The organism is Pseudofrankia asymbiotica, assembly GCF_001983105.1.
In the GTDB taxonomy this organism is placed as follows: Bacteria; Actinomycetota; Actinomycetes; order Frankiales; family Frankiaceae; genus Pseudofrankia; species Pseudofrankia asymbiotica.
In genome coordinates this window covers 193,703-217,469 of record NZ_MOMC01000008.1, presented here as the reverse complement: position 1 = coordinate 217,469, position 23,767 = coordinate 193,703, and the positions used below count along the sequence as shown (strand labels likewise).

The following is a 23,767-nucleotide window of genomic DNA, read 5'->3' as shown; positions in this document are numbered from 1 at the left end:
ATCGCCCCGGCGCGGCGCGGCCAGCGGCCGGCGGGCGGGTCACGGCCGCGGCTGTCACGAAGCTGCCTCGCCCGATGGCACCAATGGGGGGGTGCCGGGGCGTGCATGGTCTCGAGAGGACCACCAGGGGCGACCCCGGCCGGTGAGACGTGGTATTCCGGCCGCCCTGGACCGGGGGCACGGCCGGGCGGGATCGTCGCCCAGGTGCGCGCCCGTACGGACAGGGCCGCCGGGTTGTCGGTGGGACGTGCCAGGGTGGGCGGTGTGGATGGGACAGAGCAGGGCGGCGGGCTGGCGCTGCTGGACACGCCGTCGCTGTACTTCCGGGCGTTCTACGGGGTGCCGCGGTCGGTGACGGCGCCGGACGGGACGCCGGTGAACGCGGCGCGGGGGCTGCTGGACGTGCTCGCCCGCCAGATCCTGGACCTTCGGCCGCGGCACCTGGTCTGCTGCTTCGACGCGGACTGGCGCCCGGCGTTCCGCGTCGAGCTGGTGGCGTCCTACAAGGCGCACCGGGTCGCCGAGGTGCTCTCACCGGCCCAGGCGCCGGCGTCGGTGCCCGTCTCTCCCGTCCCATCCGGCGGCGGCGACGCGTCTGGGGACGACGGTGGCGTGCAGGTCGAGGAGGTGCCCGACGAGCTGAGCCCGCAGCTGCCGGTCATCGACGACATGCTCGACGCGTTCGGGATCGCGCGCGCCGAGGCCGACGGGTTCGAGGCCGACGACGTGATCGGCACCCTCGCGACCCGTTTCCCCTACGGCGACGGCGACGGCTGGGCCGCCCGCGACCCGGCACCCGGGCAGGGGCCGGCGGCGGGGGGCTGGGTGGGGCCGGTGGACGTGCTCAGCGGCGACCGGGACCTGTTCCAGCTGATCCGCGACGACGTGCCCGTGCGGATCCGCTACTCGGTGGAGAAGTTCGCCCTCATCGACGAGGCGGCGGTGACCACCCGCTACGGGGTGCCGGGCCGGGCCTACGGCGACTTCGCCGCGCTGCGTGGCGACCCGTCCGACGGGCTGCCCGGGGTGGCGGGGATCGGCGCGAAGACGGCGGCGGCGCTGCTGACCCGGTTCGGCTCGCTCGCCGCCGCGCTCGCCGCGCTGGACGCCGGCGAGCAGGACGGCTTCCCGGCCGGGGCGCGGCGGCGGCTGGAGGCCGCCCGCGACTACCTGGACCGCGCCGAGATCGTCGTGCGGGTCGTGCCGGACGTGCCGCTGCCGCCGCTGCGCACCGCCCTCCCGGCCGTCCCGGCCGACCCGGACCGGGTCCTGGCCCTCGCCGAGCGCTGGGGCCTCACCTCCGCGGCGACCCGGCTGACCCGCGCCCTGGCGAGCGCCGCCGCCGGCCGCTGAGGCCGCCGGCCGCCCGCCGGCGGCTGGCGTCGCTGGGTGGCGCGTCGCTCACGCGGCCCGCCCGGCCGGGTACGAGACCCGCCGGGCCTGTGGCGCTGGGTACGGCCGGGTCGCGGCGGGTGGGAGATGTGGCACACACCGGGGTAAGCGGGGCCGGCCGTTGTGGGTGGGTGGCGACGATCGGCCCGGTCGGGGGTGGCCTACCGGCCGGGCGGGCACTCGCGGTGGAGACTGCGGGTGCTGGGCACCGGGGTTGGCCGCCGCCCGGGCGGGGCTGGCGGCGCGGCGGCCGGGCGGCGGCGCCGCCGCGCCGGTGGGCCGGTAGTTTGACCAGTCATACTCCGGCTCGGGCAGCACACGTGCGCGAATGGTTCGGTCAGGACACCGCCTGTGGGTCCGCCGTCGCCTACCGTTGCCCAGCGGATGAGCCGGTGCGGTAGTGACGGAGCGAAGGAGCACGCGCGCGGAGGTGCCGTCGGAGTGGAACGAGGACGGCACCGGAGCGCGTGCGCGACGAAGCGGAGCAGAGACGAGGTGACGGGTGGGGCTGCGCGAGCGGCTCGCGGGTAGGCGCGTGTACATGACCGGGGTGACGGGATTCGTCGGTGAGGCGCTGCTGGAGCGCCTGCTGTCGGACTTCCCCGACACCCGGGTCGTCGCGCTGGTACGACCCCGCGGCGGGCAGGACGGGGCGTCGCGGCTGCGGCGCCAGCTGCGCAAGCCCGCGTTCAAGGCGCTGCGGGAGAAGGTGGGCGAGGGCGCCGTCGAGAAGCTGGCGGCCCGGGTGGAGGTCGTCGACGGGGACCTGGCGTCGATGCCGGACCTCCCGGCCGACGTCGACCTGGTGATCCACTGCGCTGGTGAGGTGTCGTTCGACCCGCCGATCGACGAGGGGTTCACGACGAACATCGGCGGTGTGCAGGAGCTGCTGCGCGCGGCGCGCGCCGGTGGCGGGTCGCCGCACATCGTGCACGTGTCGACGGCGTACGTCGCCGGGCTGCGCTCGGGGCACATCGCCGAGGGGCGCCTCGCGCACGACGTCGACTGGGCGACCGAGAAGGCCGCCGCCGGCCGGGCCCGCCAGGCCGCGGAGGACGCGTCGCGCCTGCCGGAGCACTCGGCGCGGTTCCTGGAGGAGGCGCAGGCCGAGCACCTGCGCGCCGGGGCACAGTCGGTGTCCCGCGACGCCGAGGACCGCCGCCGCGAATGGGTGCGCGACCGGCTGGTCCGCTCCGGGGCGGAACGGGCGCAGGTGCTCGGCTGGACGGACTGCTACACGTTCACGAAGGCGCTCGCGGAGCGCTGCCTGGAGGACTCCCACGGCGACCTGCCGCTGACGATCGTCCGGCCCTCGATCATCGAGTCGGCGCTCGCGCGGCCGTACCCGGGGTGGATCGAGGGCTTCAAGATGGCGGAGCCGCTGATCCTCGCCTACGGCCGGGGTGAGTTCCCCGACTTCCCGGCCTCCCCGGACGCCACGATCGACATCATCCCGGTGGACCTGGTCGTCAACGCGATCATCGCGGCCGCGGCGCAGACGCCGCCGGCCGACGAGCCGGCGTACTACACGGTGTGCTCGGGGTTCCGTAACCCGCTGCTGTTCCGGGAGCTGTTCGAGAACGTCCACGAGTACTTCCAGGAGCATCCGCTGCCGAAGCGGGGCCGCGGGCCGATCGCGGTGCCGGAGTGGCCGTTCGCGGGGGCGCGCGCGGCGGAGGCGAAGCTGCGCAACGGCGAGCGGGTCGCCGCCGTCGCCGGCCGGGTGCTCGAGCATGTGCCGCGCTCGGAGAAGGTCCGCCGCTGGGCGCAGGAGTTCGACCGGTTCGAGTCACGGGTCGGGTTCCTGCGCCGCTACGCCGACATCTACCGGGCGTACACGAAGGCGGAGCTCGTCTACGTCGACGACGCGACGAAGGCGCTCTACGACGGGCTGGACGCCGCCGACCAGGCCGACTTCAACTTCGACCCGGCCTGCTACGACTGGTACCACTACCTGCAGGAGGTGCACTTCCCTGCGGTCACCGCGATCCTGCGCAGGCCGCGGGACCCGGCGGGGCCGAAGCGCACCGGTGTGAACCTGCCGGCGAACCCGGACGCGCTGGCCGTGTTCGACCTCGACGGCACGCTGGTCACCTCGACGGTGATCGAGTCGTACCTGTGGCTGCGGCTCGCGGACGAGGCGCCGGCGGGCCGGGCGCGGGAGCTCGCGGGGCTCGCGGCGGTGCTGCCGCGCTACCTGCGGGCCGAGCGCACCGACCGGGGGCATCTGATCCGCTCGGTGTACGCCCGGTACAAGGGGGCCGACCCGGAGGAGCTGGCGAGGATCATCGACGAGGTCGCGGGCGACATCCTGCTGCGGCGGGTGAAGCCGGCGGCGATCCGCCGGGTGCGGGCGCACCGGCAGGCGGGGCACCGCACGGTGCTGCTCACCGGGTCGGTGGACTTCCTGGTCCGGCCGCTGGCGCCGCTGTTCGACGAGGTCGTCGCCTCGAAGCTGACCGTCGGCGCGGACGGGCTGCTGACCGGGAAGCTCGCGTCGTCGCCGCTGGTCGGGGACGCCCGGGCGGCGTTCCTCGACCACTACGCGGGCCGGGTCGGCGCGGACCTGTCGTCGTCGTGGGCCTACGGGGACTCGCAGTCGGACATCCCGATGCTGCGGGCGGTCGGCAACCCGGTGGCGGTCAACCCGGACCTGGCGCTGTTCCGCCTGGCGAAGGCGAACGGCTGGGCGGTCGAGGAGTGGCCGTCGACGGCCGGGGAGCCGCGGGCGGTGGTGCCGTCGCGCCAGGAGCGGTCGCTGTTCCACGCGGCCCGCACCGCCGCCGCCGCGCTCACCGGCTCGGGCTCCGGCGCGGGTGTCGGCGCCGGCGTGGGACGGGATGGGGGTGCGCGGTGAGCCGCGGACTGGAGCTGTACCGCTCGATGCCGCGCTACGCCGCGGCCAGGGTGCTCTCGAGCAGGGTGCCGTCGCTCGCGGGGGCGGCGGCGACGTCGGCCGCGCCGCTGCGGCTCGTCGACAAGGGTGACCCGGCGCTGCCCGGCGCCGGCTGGGTGACGGTGCGCCCGTCGCTGTCGGGGATCTGCGGGTCGGACCTGGCGACCGTGACGGGCCAGTCGTCGTTCTACTTCTCGCCGCTGGTCTCGATGCCGTTCACGCCGGGCCACGAGGTCGTCGGCACGTTGCAGTCCGACGCGGCGCTGCCCGACGGCACCGTCTACAAGGCCGGGAGCCGGGTCGTCATCGACCCGGTGCTCGGCTGTGCGGCCCGCGGGCTGGAGCCGTGCGCGCACTGCGCGGCGGGGCTGACGAGCCGCTGCGACCGGGTGACGGTCGGGCATCTGGCTCCGGGGCTGCAGACGGGGTACTGCAAGGACACCGGGGGTGGCTGGGCGCGGGCGCTGGTCGCCCACCACAGCCAGCTGCACCCGGTGCCGGGCGACCTGTCCGACGAGCGGGCCGTGCTCGTCGAGCCGCTGGCGACCGCGGTGCACACCGCGGGGCGGGCGAGGGTCGCGCCCGGGGACCGGGTGCTGGTGATCGGTTCCGGGGCGGTCGGCCTGTTCACGCTGCTGGCGCTGCGGGCGTACACCGCGGCGGCGCACATCACCGTGGTCGCGAAGCACCGCCGTCAGGTGGAGCTGGCGCGGCGCTTCGGCGCGGATGAGGTGCTGTCCCCGTCGGACGCGCTCGGCGGGGTGCGGCGGGCGACGAGGGCGCTGCGCGCCGAACCGGAGCTCGGCGGGCCGTTCCTGCTCGGCGGCGTCGACATCGCCGTCGACTGCGCCGGGTCGTCGTCGTCGCTGTCGACGGCGCTGCGGGTCACCCGCGCGGGCGGGCGGGTCGTGCTGTCGGGGGTGCCGTCGGGGTCGGTGGACCTGACGCCGCTGTGGTACCGGGAGCTGGAGCTCGTCGGTACCTACGCGTCGTCGGGCCGGACCGGCCGCCCGGCGGACGGGGCCACCGGCGCCGGTCCGGAGCTGGACGCGGCGGGTGCGGGTGCCGCGGCGGGGGTGGACGGCGCGGCGGGGGCGCGGTCCGACTTCGCCCGGGCGTTCGAGCTGGCGGCGTCCGCGCCGCTGGACGGGGTCGTCTCGGCGGTCTACCCGCTGGCCCGCTGGCGGGAGGCGCTGGACCATGCGCTGTCCGCCGGCCGGCTCGGCGCGGTGAAGGTCGCGTTCGACCCGACGATGCAGGCATGAGCGCGGGCGTGACCGCCGGCGCCGGATCCAGCACGATGGTCGCGACGCCCGGCGCCGCGGCCGTACCACCGGCCCGGTTCGCGGCCGGGGCGATATTCCGAACAGCCCGACGCGGCGGCCGACGCCGGCCGTGCGGGCCCGCGATGAGGGGAACGTGGCTGTGAGACCGGGGTTCGTGCTCGAGGTCGACGAGCGGACTCCCCCGCTGCTGGTGCACCAGGGTGAGGGTCTGCTGCTGGAGCAGTTCCCGTTGGGGACGCGCGTGGTGTACCCGCCGGAGTCGCTGCCCGGCGTGCCGGACGTGACCGCGGTGATCGCGGACGCCCTGGAGCACCCGCATGGCAGCGAGCCGCTGCGGGCGCTGCTGTTCGCGGGGATGAAGCTGACGATCGCGTTCGACGACCTGTCGATCCCGCTGCCGAGGATGCGCCGCCCGGACATCCGCCAGCGGGTGATCGAGCAGGTGCTGGCGCTGGCCGCCGAGGCCGGGGTCGACGACGTGCACCTGATCGTCGCGACGGCGCTGCACCGGCGGATGACCGCCGCCGAGATCGAGTACGTCGTCGGGGAGCGGGTGTTCCGGTCGTTCTGGCCGGACAACCTGTACAACCACGACGCGGAGGACCGCGACAACCTGCTGCACATCGGGGTCACCGACCACGGCGAGGACGTCGAGATCAACCGGCGGGCCGCCGAGTCGGACCTGATCGTCTACGTGAACGTGAACCTGGTCGCGATGGACGGCGGGCACAAGTCGGTCCCGATCGGCCTCGCGTCGTACAACAGCCTGCGGCATCACCACAACAGCCACACGATGCTGCACTCGAACTCGTTCATGGACCACACCCGGTCGGCGATGCACTCGTCGGCGTGGCGGATGGGCCGGYTGCTCGCGGAGCACGTGAAGGTGTTCACGGTCGAGACGACGGTGAACAACCAGGCGTTCCCGGAGAAGTTCGGCTTCCTGACGAAGCGCGAGTGGGAGTGGTCGCGCAAGGACCAGGCGATGGCCTACGCGACGACCGCCGCCCTGCCGAAGCTGCCGAGCCGCCAGCGGCACAAGTTCTTCCAGGGCATCGTGGCCGACTACCAGGTCACCGGCGTCAACGCCGGCGAGACCGAGGCGGTGCACGAGCGGACCCTGGAGGCGGTGCACCGCCAGCAGGTCGTCGAGGTCGACGGCCAGTCGGACGTCCTCGTCGTCGGCCTGCCGTTCCTCGGGCCGTACAACTCCGACGCGGTGATGAACCCGATCCTGGCGACCTGCATGGGCCTGGGCTACTTCTTCAACATGTACCGGGGCAGGCCGCTGGTCCGGCACAAGGGCGCGATGATCCTGTACCACCCGGTGACGCCCGAGTTCACCCAGCTGCACCACCCCTCCTACGTGGACTTCTACGAGGAGGTCCTCGCCGAGTCGACGGACCCGGCGACGATCGAGGCGAAGTTCGAGAAGCAGTACGCGACGGACCCCTGGTACATCCACCTGTACCGGACGTCGCACGCCTACCACGGTGTCCACCCCTTCTACATGTGGTACTGGGCGACGCACGGCATGGACCACCTGGGTGACGTCGTCTGGGTCGGCGGGGACCGTCGGGCGTGCGCCCGGATGGGTTTCCGGGCCGCGTCGACGTTCGCGGACGCGCTGGAGATGGTGTCGGGCACGGTCGGGCGCGACCCGTCGATCACCTACCTGCACTCGCCGCCGCACGCGATCGCGGACGTCCGGTGAGCCGGGTCAGTGGGGCGTCGGGCCGGCCCGTGCGGGCCGGCTCGTCGTCGTCCTCGCCGCGCCGCCCCGGGGTGGGGCTGCGGCAGGCCGCCCGCGGGTTCCGGCTCGGCGGGCAGCGGCTGGTACCGGCGTCGGCGCGGGAGTACCAGCCGCCGCTGCCGGGCCGGGAGTTCCCGACGGCGTGGGCACGCGGCCCGGCCGCCAGGGCGGCCCGGGCGGCGTTCCTCGGCGGGATCATGGACCCGTTGCTGCACTCCCAGCTGACGTGGACGGTCGAGGGGTCGGAGGTGTTCGCCGACCTGGGCGAGCAGCCGGCGCTGATCGTGGCCAACCACGCGAGCCACCTGGACGCGACGGTGCTGCTGTGCGCGCTGCCGCCGGCCGTGCGGGAGCGCACGGTGGTGACCGCGGCGGCGGACTACTTCTTCGAGTCGACGTGGCGGGGCCTGTCGACGGCGCTGGCGTTCGGCACGGTGCCGATCGACCGCGGCGGCGGCGCCCCGTCGACGACGCCGGTGGACCTGCTGCGCGACGGCTGGAACCTGGTGATCTTCCCGGAGGGCACCCGGTCGCCGGATGGGGCGCGGGCCCGGTTCAAGCTCGGCGCCGCGTTCCTGTCGATCAACACCGGGGTGCCGGTGGTGCCCGTCGGGCTGCGTGGCACGTTCGCGGCGATGCCGCGGGGCCGGTCGTGGCCGGTGCCGGGCCGTCCGGAGGTGTCGGTGCGGTTCGGCCGGCCGCTGCGACCCGCCGAGGGCGACGACGTGCGCGGCCTCACCGCCCGGCTGGCCGCGGAGGTCGACCGGCTCGTGACCGAGAGCGAGACGTCCTGGTGGGCGTCGCTGCCCCGGCCCGGCCGGCCGGTGCCGCCTGCCGGTGGGACCCGCGCCGCCGTCCCCGCCCCCGGCGGTGGCGAGCCGGCCCGGTGGCGCAAGGTGTGGGCGGCGACGGAGCCGCCGGCCCCCACCCGTTCCCGCTCCCCCTGGGGCGGCTCCTGAGGTACGGTCACGGACCGTCACGGGTGACCGTGAAGGTGCCGGTGAGCACGTGCACCCCGCCGTGGCGGCGCAGCCGGCCGGTGGCGACGACCGGCTCCCTGGTCCGGTAGGCGCGGATCGCGTCGTCGTACTCCGGGCCGGACACGGCGACCTGCACGGTGCGGGGGGTGGACCGGCCGACGACGCCGCGGATCGTGGCGATCCCGCCGTCGTCGGCCTCGCCGCGGTCGAGGCGGGTGACCTGCCCGTACACCGCCGTCCTGGGCCGCTCGGACAGGGCGGCCAGGGCGGCGCGCAGCCGCAGCAGCGCTTCGACGTCGTCGCGGCGCAGCGCCACCCTGACCACCGCCGGGGTGTCCAGCCCGGTGTGCGGCGCCCAGTAGAACGCCAGCTCCATCCTGCGCACCCGCGGCGCGGTCACCATCCCGAGCAGCGCGTCGCACAGATCCACGCTCACCCCGCGCAGCACCAGCGGTGACGGCGCCGTCTCGGTGGCCGTGCCGTCGGCGGGACCGGTCGCCGTCGCCGGCTCGGTCAGCGGGCCGGCCGGGTCGTCCGCCGGCTCGGCGAACGGCAGGCGGCGGGCCGTGGGGTGGTCACGGATCGCCTCGGTGACCTCGACGAGCGCCCCCGCGAGCGTCGTGCCCACCCGTCGCTGGAACGGCGCCAACCCCGCCACCCCCACCGCACTCGCGGCCCCGGGGGCGGTGGCGCCCCGGGCGGGGTCCGCGCCGGGCGGCGGGCCGTCGTCGAGCCGGGTGTAGACCGCCAGCAGGGGGCTGTCCGCCTCGGCGTGGACGAACCGGACGTCCTGCTCGACGAACGCCTTCACCGCGTCCGGCCGCCGGCCGGCGAACCGCGACGCCGGGCCGATGGCCGCCATCGCAGCGGCCTGCAACAGGCGCGCGACGCCGGCGAACAACGCCCTCGCCTGGCCGAGTGACACCCCCGCGACGGCGTCGTCGGGCTCGAGCCGCAGGTGCAGCACGTCCGCCGGGCCCTCGGCCAGGGCCGCCGGTCGCCCGGTGGCCCGGCCGGCCGCGACCAGGCTCACCGGCACCGCGGCCGCCTCGCCGCTCACCGCGTGCCTCCGCGCGCGTGTCCCGCCGCCGGGGCCGCCCGGTGGCGTCCCCGCGGCGCCGTGGCGCCGTCCTTCACGTGCGCGGCCCCGCCGCGCCGCACCTTCACCGCCATGCCTGGGCCCCTCGTCCTTGTCGGTCACCGTCGGCCGACGGCGGATCACCGCCGGCCGCGAGCCCTGGCGCCGCGTCCGCCAGGCGGGACCGAGCGTGGACCGGGCCGCACCCGGTCCGCCAGGCTCGTTCCAGTCCTGTGGACGGACGGATTTCGTCCACAGGACGGACCGCGCGGCGGCCACCCCGGCGCCCGTGAGGGGTCGGCGGGAGACGCTCGGCCTGTGTCGGAGGCCTGGTCAACCCTCTACCCATGGACTGTGAGTTGCGTCACATGATGATCGATCTGTGGATAACCCTGTCGACGACACGGTGGGTAACGGGGCGCGCCCTGGGGACGACGGGGGTGAAACCTGGGGATCGCCTGTGGGGCAGGGCTGATCCCGCCGACAGGCCGGATGTCAAGGCGTTGAACGGGACGCCCCCGCAGGTATCACTGGGTGCATGGCCCTGATGCACCGGCTCCGCCGCGACGAGACGACCACCGCCGAGACGGCCCGCCGCGGCGCCGCGCCGGCCCTCGCCCCGCCCCCCGGCCCGGCGCACCGCGCCACCGTCACCCGCCTGCCGACCGCCCCCGCGGCCCGGGCCGGCGGCCCGGGCCGCGGGGGCGGCCCGTCGTGGGTGCCGGGCGCCCTGCCGCCGAGCGTCGCCCGCGTCGCGGCCCGGACCCGCCTGTCCGCCGAGCTGCTCGCCGCGATCCTGGAGGTCGACGCCCGCCAGCGCGCGACCCTCGACGACATCGAACGCGCCGACGCGCTCGCCGAGCGGCTGCTGGCGCGGCGCGCCGACCGCCAGCGCACCACGGCCGCGGGCCGCCCCTCGCCCACCCCCGGCCCCGCCGCCGCGCGGGCGCACCGCCCGGTGGCCAGCGCGCCACGACGCTCGGCCGCCGTCCGCGAGCAGCCGCCGACCTCCCGCCTGGTCCCGGCCCGATGAAAGACCGGAGACGCGGCGGCGCCCTTCCCCTCGGTGTCCGCGCCGCCCACCCGCCTGCCGCCGGTCCCGCTCAGCCCCAGAGGGCGCCCGCGACGGCCACGCCGAGGATGGCGGCGCCAACCGTGGACAGCACCGTGACGGCGACATTCGCGGCCGCGGCCAGCCGGGAGCCGCTCTCGGCCAGGCGCAGCGTCTCGTAGGAGAACGTCGAGTAGGTCGACAGTGCCCCGCACAGTCCCGTCCCGAGCAGCAGCGCGACCCGTTGCGACGCCGCGCCGGCCATGACCGCGCCGGTGACCAGGCCCAGTACCAGGCTCGCCGCCACGTTCACCGTGAGCGTCCCCCAGGGGAACACGGCGCCGTGGYGGGCCTGCACCGCCCGGTCCACCAGGTAGCGCAGCGGCGCGCCGACGGCGGCGCCGGCGGCGACCAGCAGCCAGTTCACCCCGCCGGCCGGCCGGTGTAGCGGACGGCCTCGACCTCGTCGAGCACGACCAGCCCCTCGCCGACCAGCTCGTCGAGCTGGGGGAGGAACGCCCGGACCCGGGGCTCCTCGTCGATGATGACGACCACGACCGGCAGGTCCTCGGACATCGAGAGCAGCCGGGTGGTGTGCACGACGGACGAGGCGCCGTAGCCCTCGACGCCGTGGAACACGGTCGCGCCGGCGAGGCCGGCGGCGCGCGCCCGGCGCACGATCTCGCTCGACAGTGGCCGGTGGTGCCACTGGTCGCTGTCCCCGACGAACACCGTGAGGCGTAGCGCCCGGCCGGCGAGCCTGGTCATCGGTGCCTCCCGAGGTGCCTCCCGAACAGCGCGCGGCCCGCCGCCGGCCCCGCGCGCAGCGTGAGCCTGGTCGCGGCGGCGGCGACGGTGACGGCCGCGAGCGCCGCCGTCACCGTCGCCGCCAGGTAGGCCAGCGCCAGGGCCGCCCGGCCCGCGTCGAGGAGGCGCTGCGCGTCGACGGCATAGGTGGAGAAGGTGGTGAAGCCGCCGAGCACGCCGGTGCCCAGGAACGGCCGGACCAGTGGGTGCACCGCCCGGCGCGCGGCGATCACCGCCATGAGCACGCCGATCGCCGCGCAGCCGGCGGTGTTGACCGCCCACGTCGTCCAGGGGAACGCCGCGGGTGGGGTCGGCCAGGCGAGCGCGGCGCCGTAGCGCAGGCAGGCGCCTGCCACCCCGCCGGCGGCGACGGCGGCGATCACCGCGCCGTGCGTCCCCGCCAGCGGCCGGCGGCGTGTCACCGGCCTGGCCACCAGGGCCGGTTCCGCGCCGCTCAGGGCTCGCTCCCGCCGGCGTGGGGGCCGCCGGGGGCCGGCCGGTGGTCGCGCGGCCGGCGCGGCGCCTCATGGGCGACGTCGGTGTCGGCGAGCACGGCGGCGGTCAGCCGGGGTGACGGCACCGCGAACAGCCGGGCCGGTACCCGCGGGGCGCGGTCGGTGAGCTCGGCGACCAGCAGCGGGTCGGGACCGGCGGTGGCGATCTCGCCGGACGGCGCCGCCGCGAGCCGGGCGGCCGTGGCCAGGCCCATCGCCTCGGCCTGGGACCGTCCGGGCACCGGGACGCGCGTCATCGGTCCTTCACCGCCTCACGGTATGTCGCCCGGTCACGGCCAGGCGTGCACACGAACGCGCCGTAGGTCACGGGCCGGCAGGGTCAGCCGGGCAGGCCGACACGGGCGGCCGAGTACTCCCACAGCGCCCTGCCGAGCTCCGTGTCGCGGGCCCGCCGGCCGGTGAAGAACCGGTCACGCACCTTGTAGCGGTGCAGGTAGGCGCCGTTGACGGCCTCCGGGTCCTGCCGGGTCGCGAGCGCGACCAGTGGGCGGGCGCCGCCGGCCGGGGTCCGGGCACCGACCAGCCGCAGGGGCCGGTAGAAGGTGTGCACGAACCAGGTGTCGCGCCCGAAGCTGCTCTCCACGACGCCCGGGTGCACCGCGGTCGCGGTCGGCCAGCCGGGCGCGGCCCGCCGCGCGAGCTCGCGGGCGAAGACGACGTTGGCGAGCTTGCTGTCGAAGTAGACGCCGAACTGCTGGTAGCGGCGCTGCGCGCGGTCCAGGTCGTGCGCGTCGAGACGCCCGAGGGCGTTGACGACGCTGCTGGTCACGATCACCCGGGAGCCGGGGGTGGCCGACAGCCGGGGCAGCAGCAGGCCGGTGAGCAGGAACGGGGCCAGGTGGTTGACCTGGAACGTCAGCTCGTTGCCGTCCTCGGTCCGGGTCTGCGCCGGGAACAGCCCACCGGCGTTGTTCATGAGCACGTCGATACGGGGGCAGGCGTCGATGATCTCGGCGGCGGCGCGGCGGACGTCCGCGAGCCGGGCGAAGTCGGCGACGACGGGCAGGGCGCCGGTCTCGGCGGCGACGGCGGCGGTCCGCTGGGGCGAGCGGCCGAGGATCACGAGCCGGGCGCCGAGGGCGCGCAGCTGGCGGGCCGCGGCCGCGCCGATCCCCGCGCTCGCGCCGGTGATGACGACGGTCCGCCCGACCATCGACCGCCCGGCGGTGGGCCGGTCCGTCTCGCTGCCCCGCACCTGGGTCGTCCGGTTCGCGGCCTGGCCCGCGTCGCCGTGGCCCGCGACCGGGCTCGGGTCACCCTGTACCGGCTGTCCCGGCCTCTTCGCCGTCTCGGGCGTCGTCTCCACCATCGTCACTCCCCCGGCACCCGCGTGCCTCCCATGGGGCACCCCCGGCCGGCGGGGATCATCCCACGGCGCGGCCCGTCCTGCCCGCTGGGCTGGCGGAACGTCGCCGCCGTGTCTCCCGTGGCACGGGCCGGCCGCCGCATACCAGGGTGGTACGCGGCGGCCGGCCGGTCATCCACCGGGCTAGGTGGCCAGCGGGACCGGAGCCGCCTCGGGCGCGGTGCCCTGTGCCTGGGCGGGGACGGCCGCCGGCCGCGCCGCGAGGACCGGGCCGGGCCGGGGCGAGGCGGAGCCACCGCCACCACCGGTGGCGGTGGCGGCGCGGGCGCCGACGACCAGGAAGACGGCGACGGCCGCGGCCGCGAGGAACGCGGCGCCGACGAGGCTGGCCACGTTGAAACCGTGCACGGTCGCGGCCGTCAGCAGCCGCCCGTGGGCCGCCGCCCCGGTGGCCGCCGGGTGGGAGCCCAGGTACCCGGAGGTGGCGGTCCCGGCGATGGTGCCCAGCAGCGCGAGCCCGAGGGACGCGCCGATCTGCTGGGAGGTCATCACCGCGCCGCCGGCGACCCCCGCGTCACGGCCGGCGCCGAGGGTGGCGACGCTGTTCGCCGGCATCATCACCCAGCCCATCCCGAAGCCCAGGACGACCAGCGACGGCAGCGCCCCGGTCCAGTAGGAGCTGTCCGGCCGCAGCAGGCCGATCAGCGCGAGCGCGAGCGCCGCGCTGACCAGTCCCGTCACCAGCAGGTTGCGGATCGGCGCCCGCACGATCAGCCGGCCGACGATGCGCGCCCCGATGATCAGGCCGACGGTCATCGGCAGGAACGCGATACCGGTGCGGGTCGGGGAGTAGCCGAGGACCTCCTGCAGGTAGAAGGTCAGGAAGAACATCCCGGCGAACACGGCCACCCCGAGGCTGAACGTCGCCAGGTACGAGCCGCCGCGGCCGCGGTGCGTGACGACCCGCAGCGGCAGCAGCGGGCTCGCGGTCCTCGACTCGACGAGCACGAACAGGGCGAGCAGCGCGACGCCGGCGACCAGGGAGGCGATCGTCATGGCCGAGCCCCACCCGTCGGTCTCCGCCCGGGAGAGCCCGAAGACCAGCGCCATCAGCCCGACGGTCGCCAGGAGCGCTCCGAGCAGGTCGAGTCGTTCCCGCGCCGCCCTGGCGATCCTGGCCGCCTCGGTGCCGCGCGCCGGGCGGGCCGCCTTGGCGGGCACGGCGGCGAGGGTGACGACGCTCGCGAGGATGGCGAGCGGGATGGAGATGAACAGGCTGTAGCGCCAGGAGAAGTAGCCGGTGAGCAGCCCGCCGGCGATCAGCCCGATCCCGGAGCTGGAACCCATCACCGTGCCGAAGATCGCGAAGGCGCGGGCGCGCTCGGCCGGGACGGTGAACGTCGTGCCCAGCAGGGCGAGCGCGGCCGGGGTGAACAGGGCGCCGAAGGCTCCCTGCAGGCCGCGGGCGGCCAGCAGCATCCCGGTGTTCACCGCGGCGCCGCCGAGCGCGGAGGCGAGGGCGAAGCCGATCAGGCCGATCAGCAGCGCGCGGCGGCGGCCGATCAGCTCGCCGACCCGGCCGCCGAGCAGCAGGAAGCCGCCGTAGCCGAGCGCGAACATGGTGATGACCCACTGCCGGTTCGGGTCGGACATGTGCAGGGAGCGCTGCGCGGACGGCAGCGCGATGTTCATGATCGTAAAGTCCGCGGCGACCATCAGCTGGCCGAGCGCCGCGGCCGCGAGCGCCCGCCAGCGTCGCGGGTCGGCCGCGCCGTCGTCGTGGTCGGGGCTGCTGGACGCGGCCGCGGGGCTGGCGGGCCGTGTCGGTGAGGTGTCCGTGCTCATGTGTTTCCACCCTCTGCCCCGCGCGGTGGCGGGGTCTCCGTGCCGGGCGCCGAGACCGGATGTGGGATGCCAGGCCTCGACGGCACTATCATGGGGACCACCAACGTTGGTGTCGCCAACACTAGCAAGATTCGTGGGTAACGCCAACAAATTTGTCGGATGAGGTGGGTGGGACCAGGTGGGCGAGAGCCGTGCCCCCGCGGGCGGCGCCACGACGGGCACGACGGACGACGCGGGACCCACGGCCGAAGGGCTCGCCGCGTCCTGGCCGGCCCGGCTGCGCGGGCTCGCCGGCTGGCTGGTGAACAAGACGGCGGTGCACTCGCACCGCCTCAACGCCGAGGCGTTCACCGCCGTCGGCAGCCGCCGCTTCCACTACGCGCTGCTCGCCTCACTCGACGAGTTCGGCTCGTCGAGCCAGGCGGACCTCGGCCGGCGCTGCGGGTACGACCGCAGCGACGTCGCGGCCATGGTCAACGAGCTGGTCCAGGCCGGCCACGTAGAGCGCGCGCAGGACCCGGCCGACCGGCGCCGCAACATCATCGCGATCACCCCGGCCGGGCGTGCGTGGCTGGCGAGGCTCGACGTGGTGGCCGCCGATCTCCAGGACGCCTTCCTCGCCCCCCTGGACGCCCGGGAGCGCGCCGAGCTGATCCGCCTGCTCACCCGGGTCCTCGAGCACCACACCGCACTCCACGGCTTCGCCCGCGACCCCAACCCGAGCACCCACTAGTCCGTCCGGGCCGGCCCGGACGACGCCGGGTCAGCGCCGGTCAGTGGTTCGCGGTGGCGAGCAGGGTACCGGTGCTCCACAGGACGGTGGCCTTGCCCGCGCAGGCCGCGGCGAGCAGGGCGCCGTCACCGGAGAACGTCAGGTCGTTGATCCCGCCGTGCCTGGCCGTGAACGCCGCGACCCGTGCCGGGTGGGCCGGGTCGGTGATGTCCCACAGCAGCACCTGACCGTCTGCGCCGCCCGTGGCGAGCCCGCGGCCGTCGGCCGTGACAGCCAGCGCCGTCACGGCCTTGCGGTGCCCGGCGAGGTCCGCGACCGGTTCCGGGTGGGCCGGGCTCGCGACGTCCCACAGCCGCGCGAGCCGGTCGCCGCCGGCGGTGGCCAGCAGGGTCCCGGCCGGGACGTACCGCGCGGCGTACACGGTGTCGCGGTGCGCGTCGAGCGTCGCGATCCTGGTCGGCTTCGCCGGGTCCGCCAGGTCCCAGAGCAGGACGGCGTGGTCGTCGCCGCCGCTGGCGAGGCGCCGCCCGTCGGGGCTGAACGCGACGGTCCGCAGCCCCTTGCGGTGGTCGGTCAGCGCGACGAGGAGGCTGGCCGTCCCGGAGCGGCGGGTGTCCCAGAGGGCGACGGTCTTGTCCTGGCCGCCGGAGGCGAGCAGGTGGGCGTCCGGGCTGAGCGCGACCGCGCGGATGTAGTGGCGGTGGCCGCGCTCGTTGAAGATCGTTTCTGGCGCCGAGGGGTCGGTGATGTCCCACAGCATGACCCGCATCCCGTCGCCGGCGATGGCCAGCCGGGTGCCGTCGGCGCTGGTCGCGAGGGCGCGCACCCATTCCTGGGTGAGCCGGCTGCCGTACTCGATCACGGAGAGCGCGGCCGGCCGGGTCGGGGCAGCCAGGTCGAACAGCCGGACCTTGCCGTCCTGAGCGCCGCTGACCAGCACTCCGCCGGTCGACGGGAGCGCGACGGCACGCACCGGGGAGTTGACCCCCTCCAGCTCGGCGAGCATCCCCGGCGTCGGCGTCGGCGTCGGCTCTGACGCCGACGCCTCGGCCGCCGGCTCGGCCGGGGCGACGGGCCGCGTCTCGGCGGGTCCCGCGGGTCTGGCCGTGTCCGCCGCGGATGCCGCCGCCGCGGCGGGCAGAACGGGCGCGGCGCCGGCCGACGGCGCCGGGGCGGCGCCCTCGGGGCGGGCCGGGGTGGCCGGAAGGACGGCGAGCTGGCGGCGCAGCCACTCGCGGGCGACCGGGGGTTCCAGGCCGAACAGGTCGAACGACACGGCGCCGGCGAGCAGCGCGGGCCGGCGCAGGTCCTCGACGCGGGCCACGACCATCCGCTCGGCCGGGATCCCGCCCGCGCCGCTCTCCGGGGCGTGGTCACCGGCCGGCGGGTCGGTGTTCTCGCCGCCGAGAGCGGCGAGGTAGGCGGCGGACAGGACGACGAGCACCTGGTCGGCGTGCCCGGCGGCGGACCGCAGCGCCGCCGCGACTGCCGGCGCGCCCGGGCCGCCGGCGGGCAGCGGCGCGGCGGTGGCGCGGCGGCCCGCGTCCTGCAGCTGCCAGACCAGCCAGTCGGCCCAGCCGCGGTCCTGCTCGGCGAAGCTCACCGCGAGGTCCCAGCGAACCTCGCCCGGCGCCGCCGAACCACCTGTCCCACTGCCCGTTGTCACACCCGCGAGCCTCCCACGTGCCTGGTCACCCGGCCCAGTCGCCCCCGCGTCGCCCTAGAGGCCGACGCGGCCCGACGGGTTGTCCCGGTCGAACAGCCGCCCCGCGCGCACGTAGCTGTCCAGGGACGAGGCCGAGCGCCACCGGCCCTGCCGCATGATCGCCCGGTCGGCGACGCCGGCGCGGGCGGCGGCGGTGGCGAACCCGGAGCGCAGCGAGTGGCCGGCGAAGTCCGCCGGGTCCAGGCCCGCGGCCGCGGCCCGGCGCTGCACGATCCGGGCGACCGAGCTGGGGTGCAGCCGGCCGGTGCCGACGTGGCCGTGCCGGTTGATCCCGCGGAACGCCGGGCCGCCGGTGAGCCTCGCGGCGGCGGCCCAGGCCTGCCAGGCCCGCACGGGGCAGGTCGGCCGGTAGGAGCCGTAGGCGAGGCCGACGAGCGCGCCGGCGCCCTCCTGGTCGGTCTTCGACGAGTGGATCGACAGCACCAGCCCGTCGGCGGTGACGTCGATGTCGGCGACGTCGAGGCCGACCAGCTCGGAACGGCGCAGGCAGCCGGCGAACCCGACGAGCAGCAGTGCCCGGTCGCGGACGGCGGCGAGCGCCGCGGCCGCGCTGCCCGGCACCGTGCCGCCCGCCGCCGCGGGCGCCGCCGTCTCGCCGGCGGCCGCGCCGGTACTGAGCGGCTCGTCGGCGGGTGGTTCGTCGATCGCCGCGAGGACGCGGGTGAGCAGCGACGTCTCCAGCGCCTCCTTGCGCGCGGGGCGGGTGCCGTGGACGCGGCGGATGCCGTCCCACACGGTCGCGACCTCGGGGGACGACGCCGGGTTGGGCGCCTTCGCGAGCTGGTGGGCGACCGAGATCGCGGCGAGGCGCCGCCGGATCGTCGACGGCTTGTAACCGGCGTCCGCGAGGGCGGCGATGTAGCCGGCGACGGTCAGCGCGCTCGCCGGCACCGCCGAGGGTGCCGCCGGCCGGGCGGCGCACCAGGCGCGGAAGTGCCGCAGGTCGGTGTCGTAGGCCCGCCACGTCGAGGTGGCCCGCGCGGCGCGGGCGTACTGCGTCACCCGCTCGGCCAGCGCGGCGGTCAGCTCCGCGTCGCCGTCCCAGGCCAGGTCGGCGTCGGCCGGCGCGGGCAGCCTCGCCACCTCGCCGGCCGGCGCGGCGTCGGCCGACTCGCCGCCGGTGGCGTCGGCGCCGGTGCGGTCGGCGGCCGGCTCGCGTGCGGTGGGCATGGGTGAAGTCTTCTCCCCCGGGTCCCGCGTCAGCAAGACCCCGGCCGTCAGTCTGGATTGACAGACTTCTGGTTGTCAGTCCAGACTGACGCCCATGGACGTGGGTGATCTGCTGGCGCGGGTGCGGGCCGGCGACCCGGCGCTCGGCCTGCGGGCGGTCGGGGCGCTCCACCGGCTCGCCGAGCAGGTGGAGGCGCAGGCCGTCGTGACCGCCCGAGAGCAGGGCTGGTCGTGGGAGCAGATCGGCGACGCCCTGGGCGTGTCCCGCCAGTCCGCGCATGCCAAGCACGGCCGCGGGCCCTGCTAGTCCGCGTGCCGCACGACATCCCACCGGCCACGCCGAGCCACCGGTACGCCGAACAGGACTGATTCCGAACAGGACACCAGAGGAGGTGATGGAGGATGCCCGCTCGCTTCGCCGCCGGTGCCCGTGGGGTCGTCAGCGCGGCGCTGGCCGAGGCACGGCTGCGCGGCGACCGGCGGATCGGCACCGAGCACCTGCTCCTCGGTGTCCTGCACCATCCGGACACCGAGGCGGCGCGCTCGCTCGGGGTGGGCCTGGCCGCGGCGCGCGGGGCGCTCGCCATCCTGGACCAGGACGCGCTCAGGGCGCTCGGCATCGCCGTCGCCGCGGCGCCGGCCGGGACACCGGCCCACGACGACGCGGATCCGTGGCCGGCCATCCCGCCGGTGGCGGACGGCCCGGGGGCGGGCGACGAGCCGGCCGGCGCCATGGCCGGTGGCGCGGACCTCTTCGGCCGGGCAGGGCGGCGCCCGACGCCCGCGCAGGTCGTCCAGCTGCGCACCGCACTGAGCTCCGGCGCGCGCGCGGTGCTGTCGGGCGCCCTCGTCGCCGTGCCCGCCAGCCCAGGTCTCCGTGCCACCCCTGAGCTTGTGCTGCTCGCGCTGCTGGAACGCCCGCCACCGGACCCGGCCGCCGCCCTGCTCGACCGGCTCGGCGTCGACCGCGCCGCGATCAGGGCCCGGCTCGGTGGCCTGTCCCCCTAGGGATGCGCCCCGGCCGCCAGGCGAAGCGGACTCCGGCGTCCGCTTCAATGGGACCAGTCGCTGACCTGCCGGCCGGCTGGGACTGGTACGGCCGGCGCGCGGAACCACGACGTTCGACCACGGCGCGGTCCGCGGCCGGCCGGTGGCCACCGGTTGGCCGGCATGTAACGCGCCGAAATGCCTTTGACCTCACCTGGAGGTGAGTCCGTAGTGTCCGAACGTGCCGCCCGCGGCCCGGCTGGCCCGCGACCCCCGGCCGCCACCGGCTGTCACACCCGTGCGCGAGCGCTGTCAGCGCYGCCACCCGCACCACCGCTGAGAGGGACCGCCACCGCATGCTGATCCGACTTCTGCGGGCCCACCTGGGGCCCTACCGCGCGCAGCTCGCGGCGCTCGTCGCGCTGCAGCTCGCGGCGACGTTCGTGATGCTCTACCTGCCGACGCTGAACGCCGACATCATCGACCACGGAGTGATCACCGGGGACACCGGCTACATCGTGCGGCTCGGCGGGATCATGCTGGCGATCACGGTCGGGCAGATCGTGTGCTCCGGCGGGGCCGTGTTCTTCAGTGCCCGCACGTCGATGGYGGTCGGCCGGGACGTGCGCGCCGCGGTGTTCGACCGCGTGCAGTCGTTCTCCGCCCGCGAGGTGGCCCATTTCGGGGCCCCGTCGCTGATCACCCGGGCGACCAACGACGTGCAGCAGGTGCAGATGCTCGTCCTGATGGGCTTCACCATGATGATCTCGGCGCCGATCATGTGCATCGGCGGGATCGCGCTGGCGATCCACCAGGACCTGGGTCTCTCGACGCTGCTGGTCGTCGTCGTCCCGGCGCTGGCGATCATCATCTCGCTGATCATCCGCAGGATGCGCCCGCTCGGCCGGGCGATGCAGGAACGGCTCGACACGGTCAACCGGGTGCTGCGCGAGCAGCTGACCGGCCTGCGCGTGATCCGGGCGTTCGTCCGCGACGACCACGAGCGGACCCGGTTCGGGGTCGCCAACGCCGAGCTGACCGACACGTCGCTGCGGTTCGGCCGGCTGATGGCGCTGATGTTCCCGCTGGTGTTCACCATGGTGAACCTCTCCAGCATCGCGGTCCTCTGGTTCGGYGCGCACCGCATCGACTCCGGGGCGATGCAGATCGGCGCCCTCACCGCCTTCCTCAGCTACCTGATGCAGATCCTGATGTCGGTGATGATGGCGACCTTCATGTTCATGATGATCCCTCGCGCCGAGGTGTGCGCCGAGCGGATCGAGGAGGTCCTCGGCACCGAGACGACCCTGCTGGCGCCGGTCACGCCGGTCACCCAGCTGGCCCGGCACGGCGAGCTGGAGCTGCGCGGCGTCGGGTTCCGCTACCCGGGCGCGGAGGAGCCGGTGCTGCGCGACATCAGCCTGCTCGCCCGCCCGGGCCAGGTCACCGCGATCATCGGGTCGACCGGGGCGGGCAAGTCGACGCTGCTGTCCCTGATCCCCCGGCTCTCGGACGTCACCGAGGGGTCGGTGCTCGTCGACGGCGTCGACGTCCGCGAGCTCGACCAGGCGCTGCTCGCCGCGACCGTCGCCGTCGTCCCGCAGAAGCCGTACCTGTTCACCGGTACCRTCGCGTCCAACCTGCGCTACGGCAACCCGGACGCCACCGACGACGACCTCTGGCACGCCCTGGAGACGGCCCAGGCCCGCGGTTTCGTCGAGGCGATGCCCGACGGGCTGGCCACGCCGATCGCGCAGGGCGGCACGAACGTCTCCGGCGGGCAGCGCCAGCGGCTCGCGATCGCCCGCGCGCTGGTGCGCCGCCCGGAGATCTACCTGTTCGACGACTCGTTCTCCGCGCTCGACTACGCCACCGACGCGGCGCTGCGCGCGGCGCTCTCCCGCGAGACCGCGGCCGCGACGGTCGTGATCGTCGCCCAGCGGGTCGCCACGATCCGCGACGCCGACCAGATCATCGTCCTCGACGAGGGCAGGGTCGTCGGGGTCGGCACCCACCACCAGCTGATGGCCGGCAACGAGACCTACCGGGAGATCGTGCTGTCCCAGCTCACCGAACAGGAGGCGGCCGCATGACGAGTCCCAACGGCCGGCCAGGCGGTGGGATGCCGGCGCCGCGCCCGGCCGCGGGCGGCGGCCCCCCGGCGGTGCGGATGATGATGGGTGGCGGTGTCGAGAAGTCCGCGGACTTCAGGGGGTCGACGCGGCGCCTGCTCGGGCTGCTGCGCCCGCAGCGGCGGCTGTTCATCGCCTCGCTGGTGCTGTGCGCCCTCGCCGTCGGCCTCAACGTCAGCGGCCCGAAGCTGCTCGGCCGCGCCACCGACCTGGTGCTCACCGGCGTCTTCTCGAGGAACCTGCCGGCGGGCACGACGAAGGCCGAGGCCGTCGAGCACCTGCGCGCCACCGGCCACGGCACCCAGGCCGACCTGCTGGACTCGCTGAACGTCACCCCGGGCGCCGGGATGGACTTCCACGCGATCGGCGCGGTACTCGGCTGGGTGCTGGCCATCTACCTGCTCGCCGGCGTCTGCTCGGTGCTGCAGGCCCGCTTCACCAACGCCGCGCTGCAGCGGATGCTGTCCCAGCTGCGCTCAGACGTCCAGGAGAAGATCACCCGCCTGCCGCTGCGGTACTTCGACCGGGCGCAGCGCGGCGAGGTGCTGTCCCGGGTCACCAACGACATCGACAACCTCGGGCAGAGCCTGCAGCAGAGCATCGCGCAGTTCGTCCAGTCCGTCCTGACGATCATCGGCGTGCTCGCGGTGATGTTCTGGATCTCCTGGCTGCTCGCGCTGATCGCGCTCGTCACGGTCCCGCTGTCGATGGTGCTCGCGGCACGGATCGGGAAGTTCGCGCAGCCGCACTTCGTCAACCAGTGGCGCACCACCGGCCGGCTCGGCGCCCACGTCGAGGAGATGTACACCGGGCACATGCTGGTGCGGGCGTTCGGCCGGCAGGAGGAGTCCGCCGCGATCTTCGCCGAGCAGAACCAGAAACTCTACGAGGCGAGCTGGCGGGCGCAGGCCATCGTCGGGCTGATGCAGCCCGTGATGATGTTCATCGGGAACCTGAACTATGTCTTCGTCGCGGTCGTCGGCGGCCTGCGGGTCGCCTCCGGTGACCTGTCGATCGGCTCGGTGCAGGCGTTCATCCAGTACTCCCGGCAGTTCTCCATGCCGCTCACGCAGGTCGCGTCGATGGCGAACCTGGTGCAGTCAGGGGTGGCGTCGGCCGAGCGGGTGTTCGAGCTGCTCGACACTCCCGAACAGGACCCGGACCCGGCCGAGCCGGCCCGGCCCGGCGAGACGCACGGCCGGGTCGAGTTCGAGCACGTCGCGTTCCGATACGAGCCGGACAAGCCGCTCATCGAGGACCTGTCGCTGGTCGCCGAGCCGGGGCACACGGTCGCGATCGTCGGCCCCACCGGCGCGGGCAAGACCACGCTGATCAACCTGCTGATGCGGTTCTACGAGGTCACCGGCGGGCGGATCACCCTCGACGGCGTGGACATCGCGACGATGACCCGGGAGGAGCTGCGCGCGGCGACCGGCATGGTGCTGCAGGACACCTGGCTGTTCGGCGGCACGATCGCCGACAACATCGCCTACGGCGCCGAGGGCGCGACCCGCGAGCAGATCGTCGCGGCGGCGAAGGCCGCCCACGTCGACCGGTTCGCCCGCACTCTGCCCGACGGCTACGACACGGTCATCGACGACGAGGGCACCGGCGTGTCCGGCGGCGAGCGGCAGCTCATCACCATCGCCCGCGCGTTCCTCGCCGACCCGCAGATCCTCATCCTCGACGAGGCGACCAGCTCGGTGGACACCCGCACCGAGGTGCTCATCCAGCGGGCCATGTCGCAGCTGCGGGCCGGGCGGACCGCGTTCGTCATCGCCCACCGCCTGTCCACGATCCGCGACGCCGACACGATCCTGGTGATGGAGAACGGCGCGATCGTCGAGCAGGGCACCCACGACGAGCTGCTCGCCGCCGACGGCGCCTACGCCAGGCTGTACAAGGCCCAGTTCGCCCAGGCCGTCGTCGAGGTGTAGACCGCTGGCCCGTTCCCGTCCCGTCCCCGCGGCCGGGCTTCGGCCCGGCGGGGAACGGGACGGGACGCGCCAGCTCCGCGGGCGCGCGGTGCGGACGCGCGGTGCCGCGAGCGTGATCAGCGGTTCTGTACCCGGATCCGAACCACCGAGGCCCTCGGCGTTCGGATCCGGGT

General features: G+C 75.4%; 20 protein-coding genes. 11 read left to right on the top strand and 9 right to left on the bottom strand.

Going from position 1 to position 23,767, the window contains the following annotated elements; all coding sequences use genetic code 11:
- Nucleotides 1-264: 264 nt before the first annotated feature.
- The 5 genes from BL253_RS03940 (at nt 265) to BL253_RS03920 (ending at nt 8,286) form a co-directional block, all read left to right on the top strand.
- Nucleotides 265-1,353, top strand: coding sequence for a 5'-3' exonuclease (locus BL253_RS03940; RefSeq protein WP_081437991.1), 1,089 nt, complete (start codon nt 265-267; stop codon nt 1,351-1,353).
- Between the two features lie 541 nt (nt 1,354-1,894).
- Nucleotides 1,895-4,249, top strand: a complete 2,355-nt coding sequence (locus tag BL253_RS03935; RefSeq protein WP_076813598.1) for an HAD-IB family hydrolase — start codon at nt 1,895-1,897, stop codon at nt 4,247-4,249.
- Nucleotides 4,246-5,553 carry a zinc-dependent alcohol dehydrogenase gene (locus BL253_RS03930; protein ID WP_076813779.1) on the top strand — a complete coding sequence of 436 codons (1,308 nt, stop codon included), beginning with the start codon at nt 4,246-4,248 and terminating at the stop codon, nt 5,551-5,553. Before BL253_RS03935 ends, BL253_RS03930 begins: the two co-directional genes overlap by 4 nt.
- 154 nt (nt 5,554-5,707) lie before the next feature.
- Nucleotides 5,708-7,288, top strand: a complete 1,581-nt coding sequence (gene larAH, locus BL253_RS03925; protein WP_076813597.1) for an NPN-dependent hydroxyacid isomerase, LarAH14/15/16 family — start codon at nt 5,708-5,710, stop codon at nt 7,286-7,288.
- Nucleotides 7,285-8,286, top strand: a complete 1,002-nt coding sequence (locus BL253_RS03920) for a lysophospholipid acyltransferase family protein (RefSeq protein ID WP_076813595.1) — start codon at nt 7,285-7,287, stop codon at nt 8,284-8,286. Before larAH ends, BL253_RS03920 begins: the two co-directional genes overlap by 4 nt.
- A gap of 7 nt (nt 8,287-8,293) precedes the next feature.
- Here the strand turns inward: BL253_RS03920 and BL253_RS03915 are convergent, their stop codons facing one another.
- The gene (locus tag BL253_RS03915; RefSeq protein WP_076813593.1) at nt 8,294-9,367 is read right to left on the bottom strand and encodes a hypothetical protein; all 1,074 of its coding nucleotides are present in this window, start codon (nt 9,365-9,367) and stop codon (nt 8,294-8,296) included.
- A gap of 556 nt (nt 9,368-9,923) precedes the next feature.
- Here BL253_RS03915 and BL253_RS45290 point away from each other — a divergent pair.
- Nucleotides 9,924-10,418: a hypothetical protein gene (locus tag BL253_RS45290; RefSeq protein ID WP_076813592.1), complete on the top strand. Its 495-nt coding sequence runs from the start codon at nt 9,924-9,926 to the stop codon at nt 10,416-10,418.
- A gap of 70 nt (nt 10,419-10,488) precedes the next feature.
- On the opposite strand, the gene BL253_RS03905 is transcribed toward BL253_RS45290, so the two are convergent.
- The 6 genes from BL253_RS03905 to BL253_RS03880 all read right to left on the bottom strand — a co-directional run bounded on the left by BL253_RS03905 (nt 10,489) and on the right by BL253_RS03880 (nt 14,909).
- On the bottom strand, nt 10,489-10,863 hold the full coding sequence (locus tag BL253_RS03905) for a fluoride efflux transporter FluC (RefSeq protein WP_076813590.1): 375 nt from the start codon (nt 10,861-10,863) through the stop codon (nt 10,489-10,491).
- Complete coding sequence (locus BL253_RS03900) at nt 10,860-11,204, bottom strand: DUF190 domain-containing protein (protein WP_076813589.1); 345 nt, start codon at nt 11,202-11,204, stop codon at nt 10,860-10,862. Before BL253_RS03900 ends, BL253_RS03905 begins: the two co-directional genes overlap by 4 nt.
- Complete coding sequence (locus BL253_RS03895) at nt 11,201-11,665, bottom strand: FluC/FEX family fluoride channel (protein WP_241834498.1); 465 nt, start codon at nt 11,663-11,665, stop codon at nt 11,201-11,203. Before BL253_RS03895 ends, BL253_RS03900 begins: the two co-directional genes overlap by 4 nt.
- A 32-nt stretch (nt 11,666-11,697) precedes the next feature.
- Entirely contained in the window at nt 11,698-11,994 is a 297-nt protein-coding gene (locus BL253_RS03890; RefSeq protein WP_076813585.1) for a hypothetical protein, read from the bottom strand.
- An 83-nt stretch (nt 11,995-12,077) separates the two neighbouring features.
- On the bottom strand, nt 12,078-13,067 hold the full coding sequence (locus tag BL253_RS03885; RefSeq protein WP_081437969.1) for an SDR family NAD(P)-dependent oxidoreductase: 990 nt from the start codon (nt 13,065-13,067) through the stop codon (nt 12,078-12,080).
- A gap of 180 nt (nt 13,068-13,247) precedes the next feature.
- A complete protein-coding gene (locus BL253_RS03880; protein ID WP_076813584.1) occupies nt 13,248-14,909 on the bottom strand; it encodes an MFS transporter in 1,662 nt (553 codons plus the stop codon).
- A 178-nt stretch (nt 14,910-15,087) separates the two neighbouring features.
- Between BL253_RS03880 and BL253_RS03875 the strand changes: the two genes are divergently transcribed.
- The gene (locus BL253_RS03875; protein WP_081437968.1) at nt 15,088-15,642 is read left to right on the top strand and encodes a MarR family winged helix-turn-helix transcriptional regulator; all 555 of its coding nucleotides are present in this window, start codon (nt 15,088-15,090) and stop codon (nt 15,640-15,642) included.
- A 40-nt stretch (nt 15,643-15,682) separates the two neighbouring features.
- On the opposite strand, the gene BL253_RS03870 is transcribed toward BL253_RS03875, so the two are convergent.
- A complete protein-coding gene (locus tag BL253_RS03870) occupies nt 15,683-17,308 on the bottom strand; it encodes a TIR domain-containing protein (protein WP_076813582.1) in 1,626 nt (541 codons plus the stop codon).
- A 54-nt stretch (nt 17,309-17,362) separates the two neighbouring features.
- Nucleotides 17,363-18,538 carry a tyrosine-type recombinase/integrase gene (locus BL253_RS03865; RefSeq protein ID WP_241834497.1) on the bottom strand — a complete coding sequence of 392 codons (1,176 nt, stop codon included), beginning with the start codon at nt 18,536-18,538 and terminating at the stop codon, nt 17,363-17,365.
- A 94-nt stretch (nt 18,539-18,632) separates the two neighbouring features.
- On the opposite strand from BL253_RS03865, the gene BL253_RS03860 reads away from it, so the two are divergent.
- From BL253_RS03860 to BL253_RS03845, 4 genes are all read left to right on the top strand, one after another.
- The gene (locus tag BL253_RS03860; RefSeq protein ID WP_076813580.1) at nt 18,633-18,845 is read left to right on the top strand and encodes a helix-turn-helix domain-containing protein; all 213 of its coding nucleotides are present in this window, start codon (nt 18,633-18,635) and stop codon (nt 18,843-18,845) included.
- 95 nt (nt 18,846-18,940) lie between these two features.
- Complete coding sequence (locus BL253_RS03855; protein ID WP_076813578.1) at nt 18,941-19,546, top strand: Clp protease N-terminal domain-containing protein; 606 nt, start codon at nt 18,941-18,943, stop codon at nt 19,544-19,546.
- Between the two features lie 335 nt (nt 19,547-19,881).
- The gene (locus tag BL253_RS03850) at nt 19,882-21,618 is read left to right on the top strand and encodes an ABC transporter ATP-binding protein (RefSeq protein WP_076813576.1); all 1,737 of its coding nucleotides are present in this window, start codon (nt 19,882-19,884) and stop codon (nt 21,616-21,618) included.
- Nucleotides 21,615-23,594: an ABC transporter ATP-binding protein gene (locus BL253_RS03845; RefSeq protein ID WP_096335902.1), complete on the top strand. Its 1,980-nt coding sequence runs from the start codon at nt 21,615-21,617 to the stop codon at nt 23,592-23,594. The genes BL253_RS03850 and BL253_RS03845 overlap by 4 nt, the downstream gene beginning before the upstream one ends.
- Nucleotides 23,595-23,767 lie beyond the last annotated feature (173 nt).

Coding starts and splice junctions, on each gene's coding strand:
- BL253_RS45290 (WP_076813592.1), top strand. CDS start 9,924: ATGGCCCTGATGCACCGGCTCCGCCGCGACGAGACGACCACCGCCGAG.
- BL253_RS03900 (WP_076813589.1), bottom strand. CDS start 11,204: ATGACCAGGCTCGCCGGCCGGGCGCTACGCCTCACGGTGTTCGTCGGG.
- BL253_RS03890 (WP_076813585.1), bottom strand. CDS start 11,994: ATGACGCGCGTCCCGGTGCCCGGACGGTCCCAGGCCGAGGCGATGGGC.
- BL253_RS03885 (WP_081437969.1), bottom strand. CDS start 13,067: ATGGTGGAGACGACGCCCGAGACGGCGAAGAGGCCGGGACAGCCGGTA.
- BL253_RS03880 (WP_076813584.1), bottom strand. CDS start 14,909: ATGAGCACGGACACCTCACCGACACGGCCCGCCAGCCCCGCGGCCGCG.
- BL253_RS03865 (WP_241834497.1), bottom strand. CDS start 18,538: ATGCCCACCGCACGCGAGCCGGCCGCCGACCGCACCGGCGCCGACGCC.
- BL253_RS03860 (WP_076813580.1), top strand. CDS start 18,633: ATGGACGTGGGTGATCTGCTGGCGCGGGTGCGGGCCGGCGACCCGGCG.
- BL253_RS03855 (WP_076813578.1), top strand. CDS start 18,941: ATGCCCGCTCGCTTCGCCGCCGGTGCCCGTGGGGTCGTCAGCGCGGCG.
- BL253_RS03845 (WP_096335902.1), top strand. CDS start 21,615: ATGACGAGTCCCAACGGCCGGCCAGGCGGTGGGATGCCGGCGCCGCGC.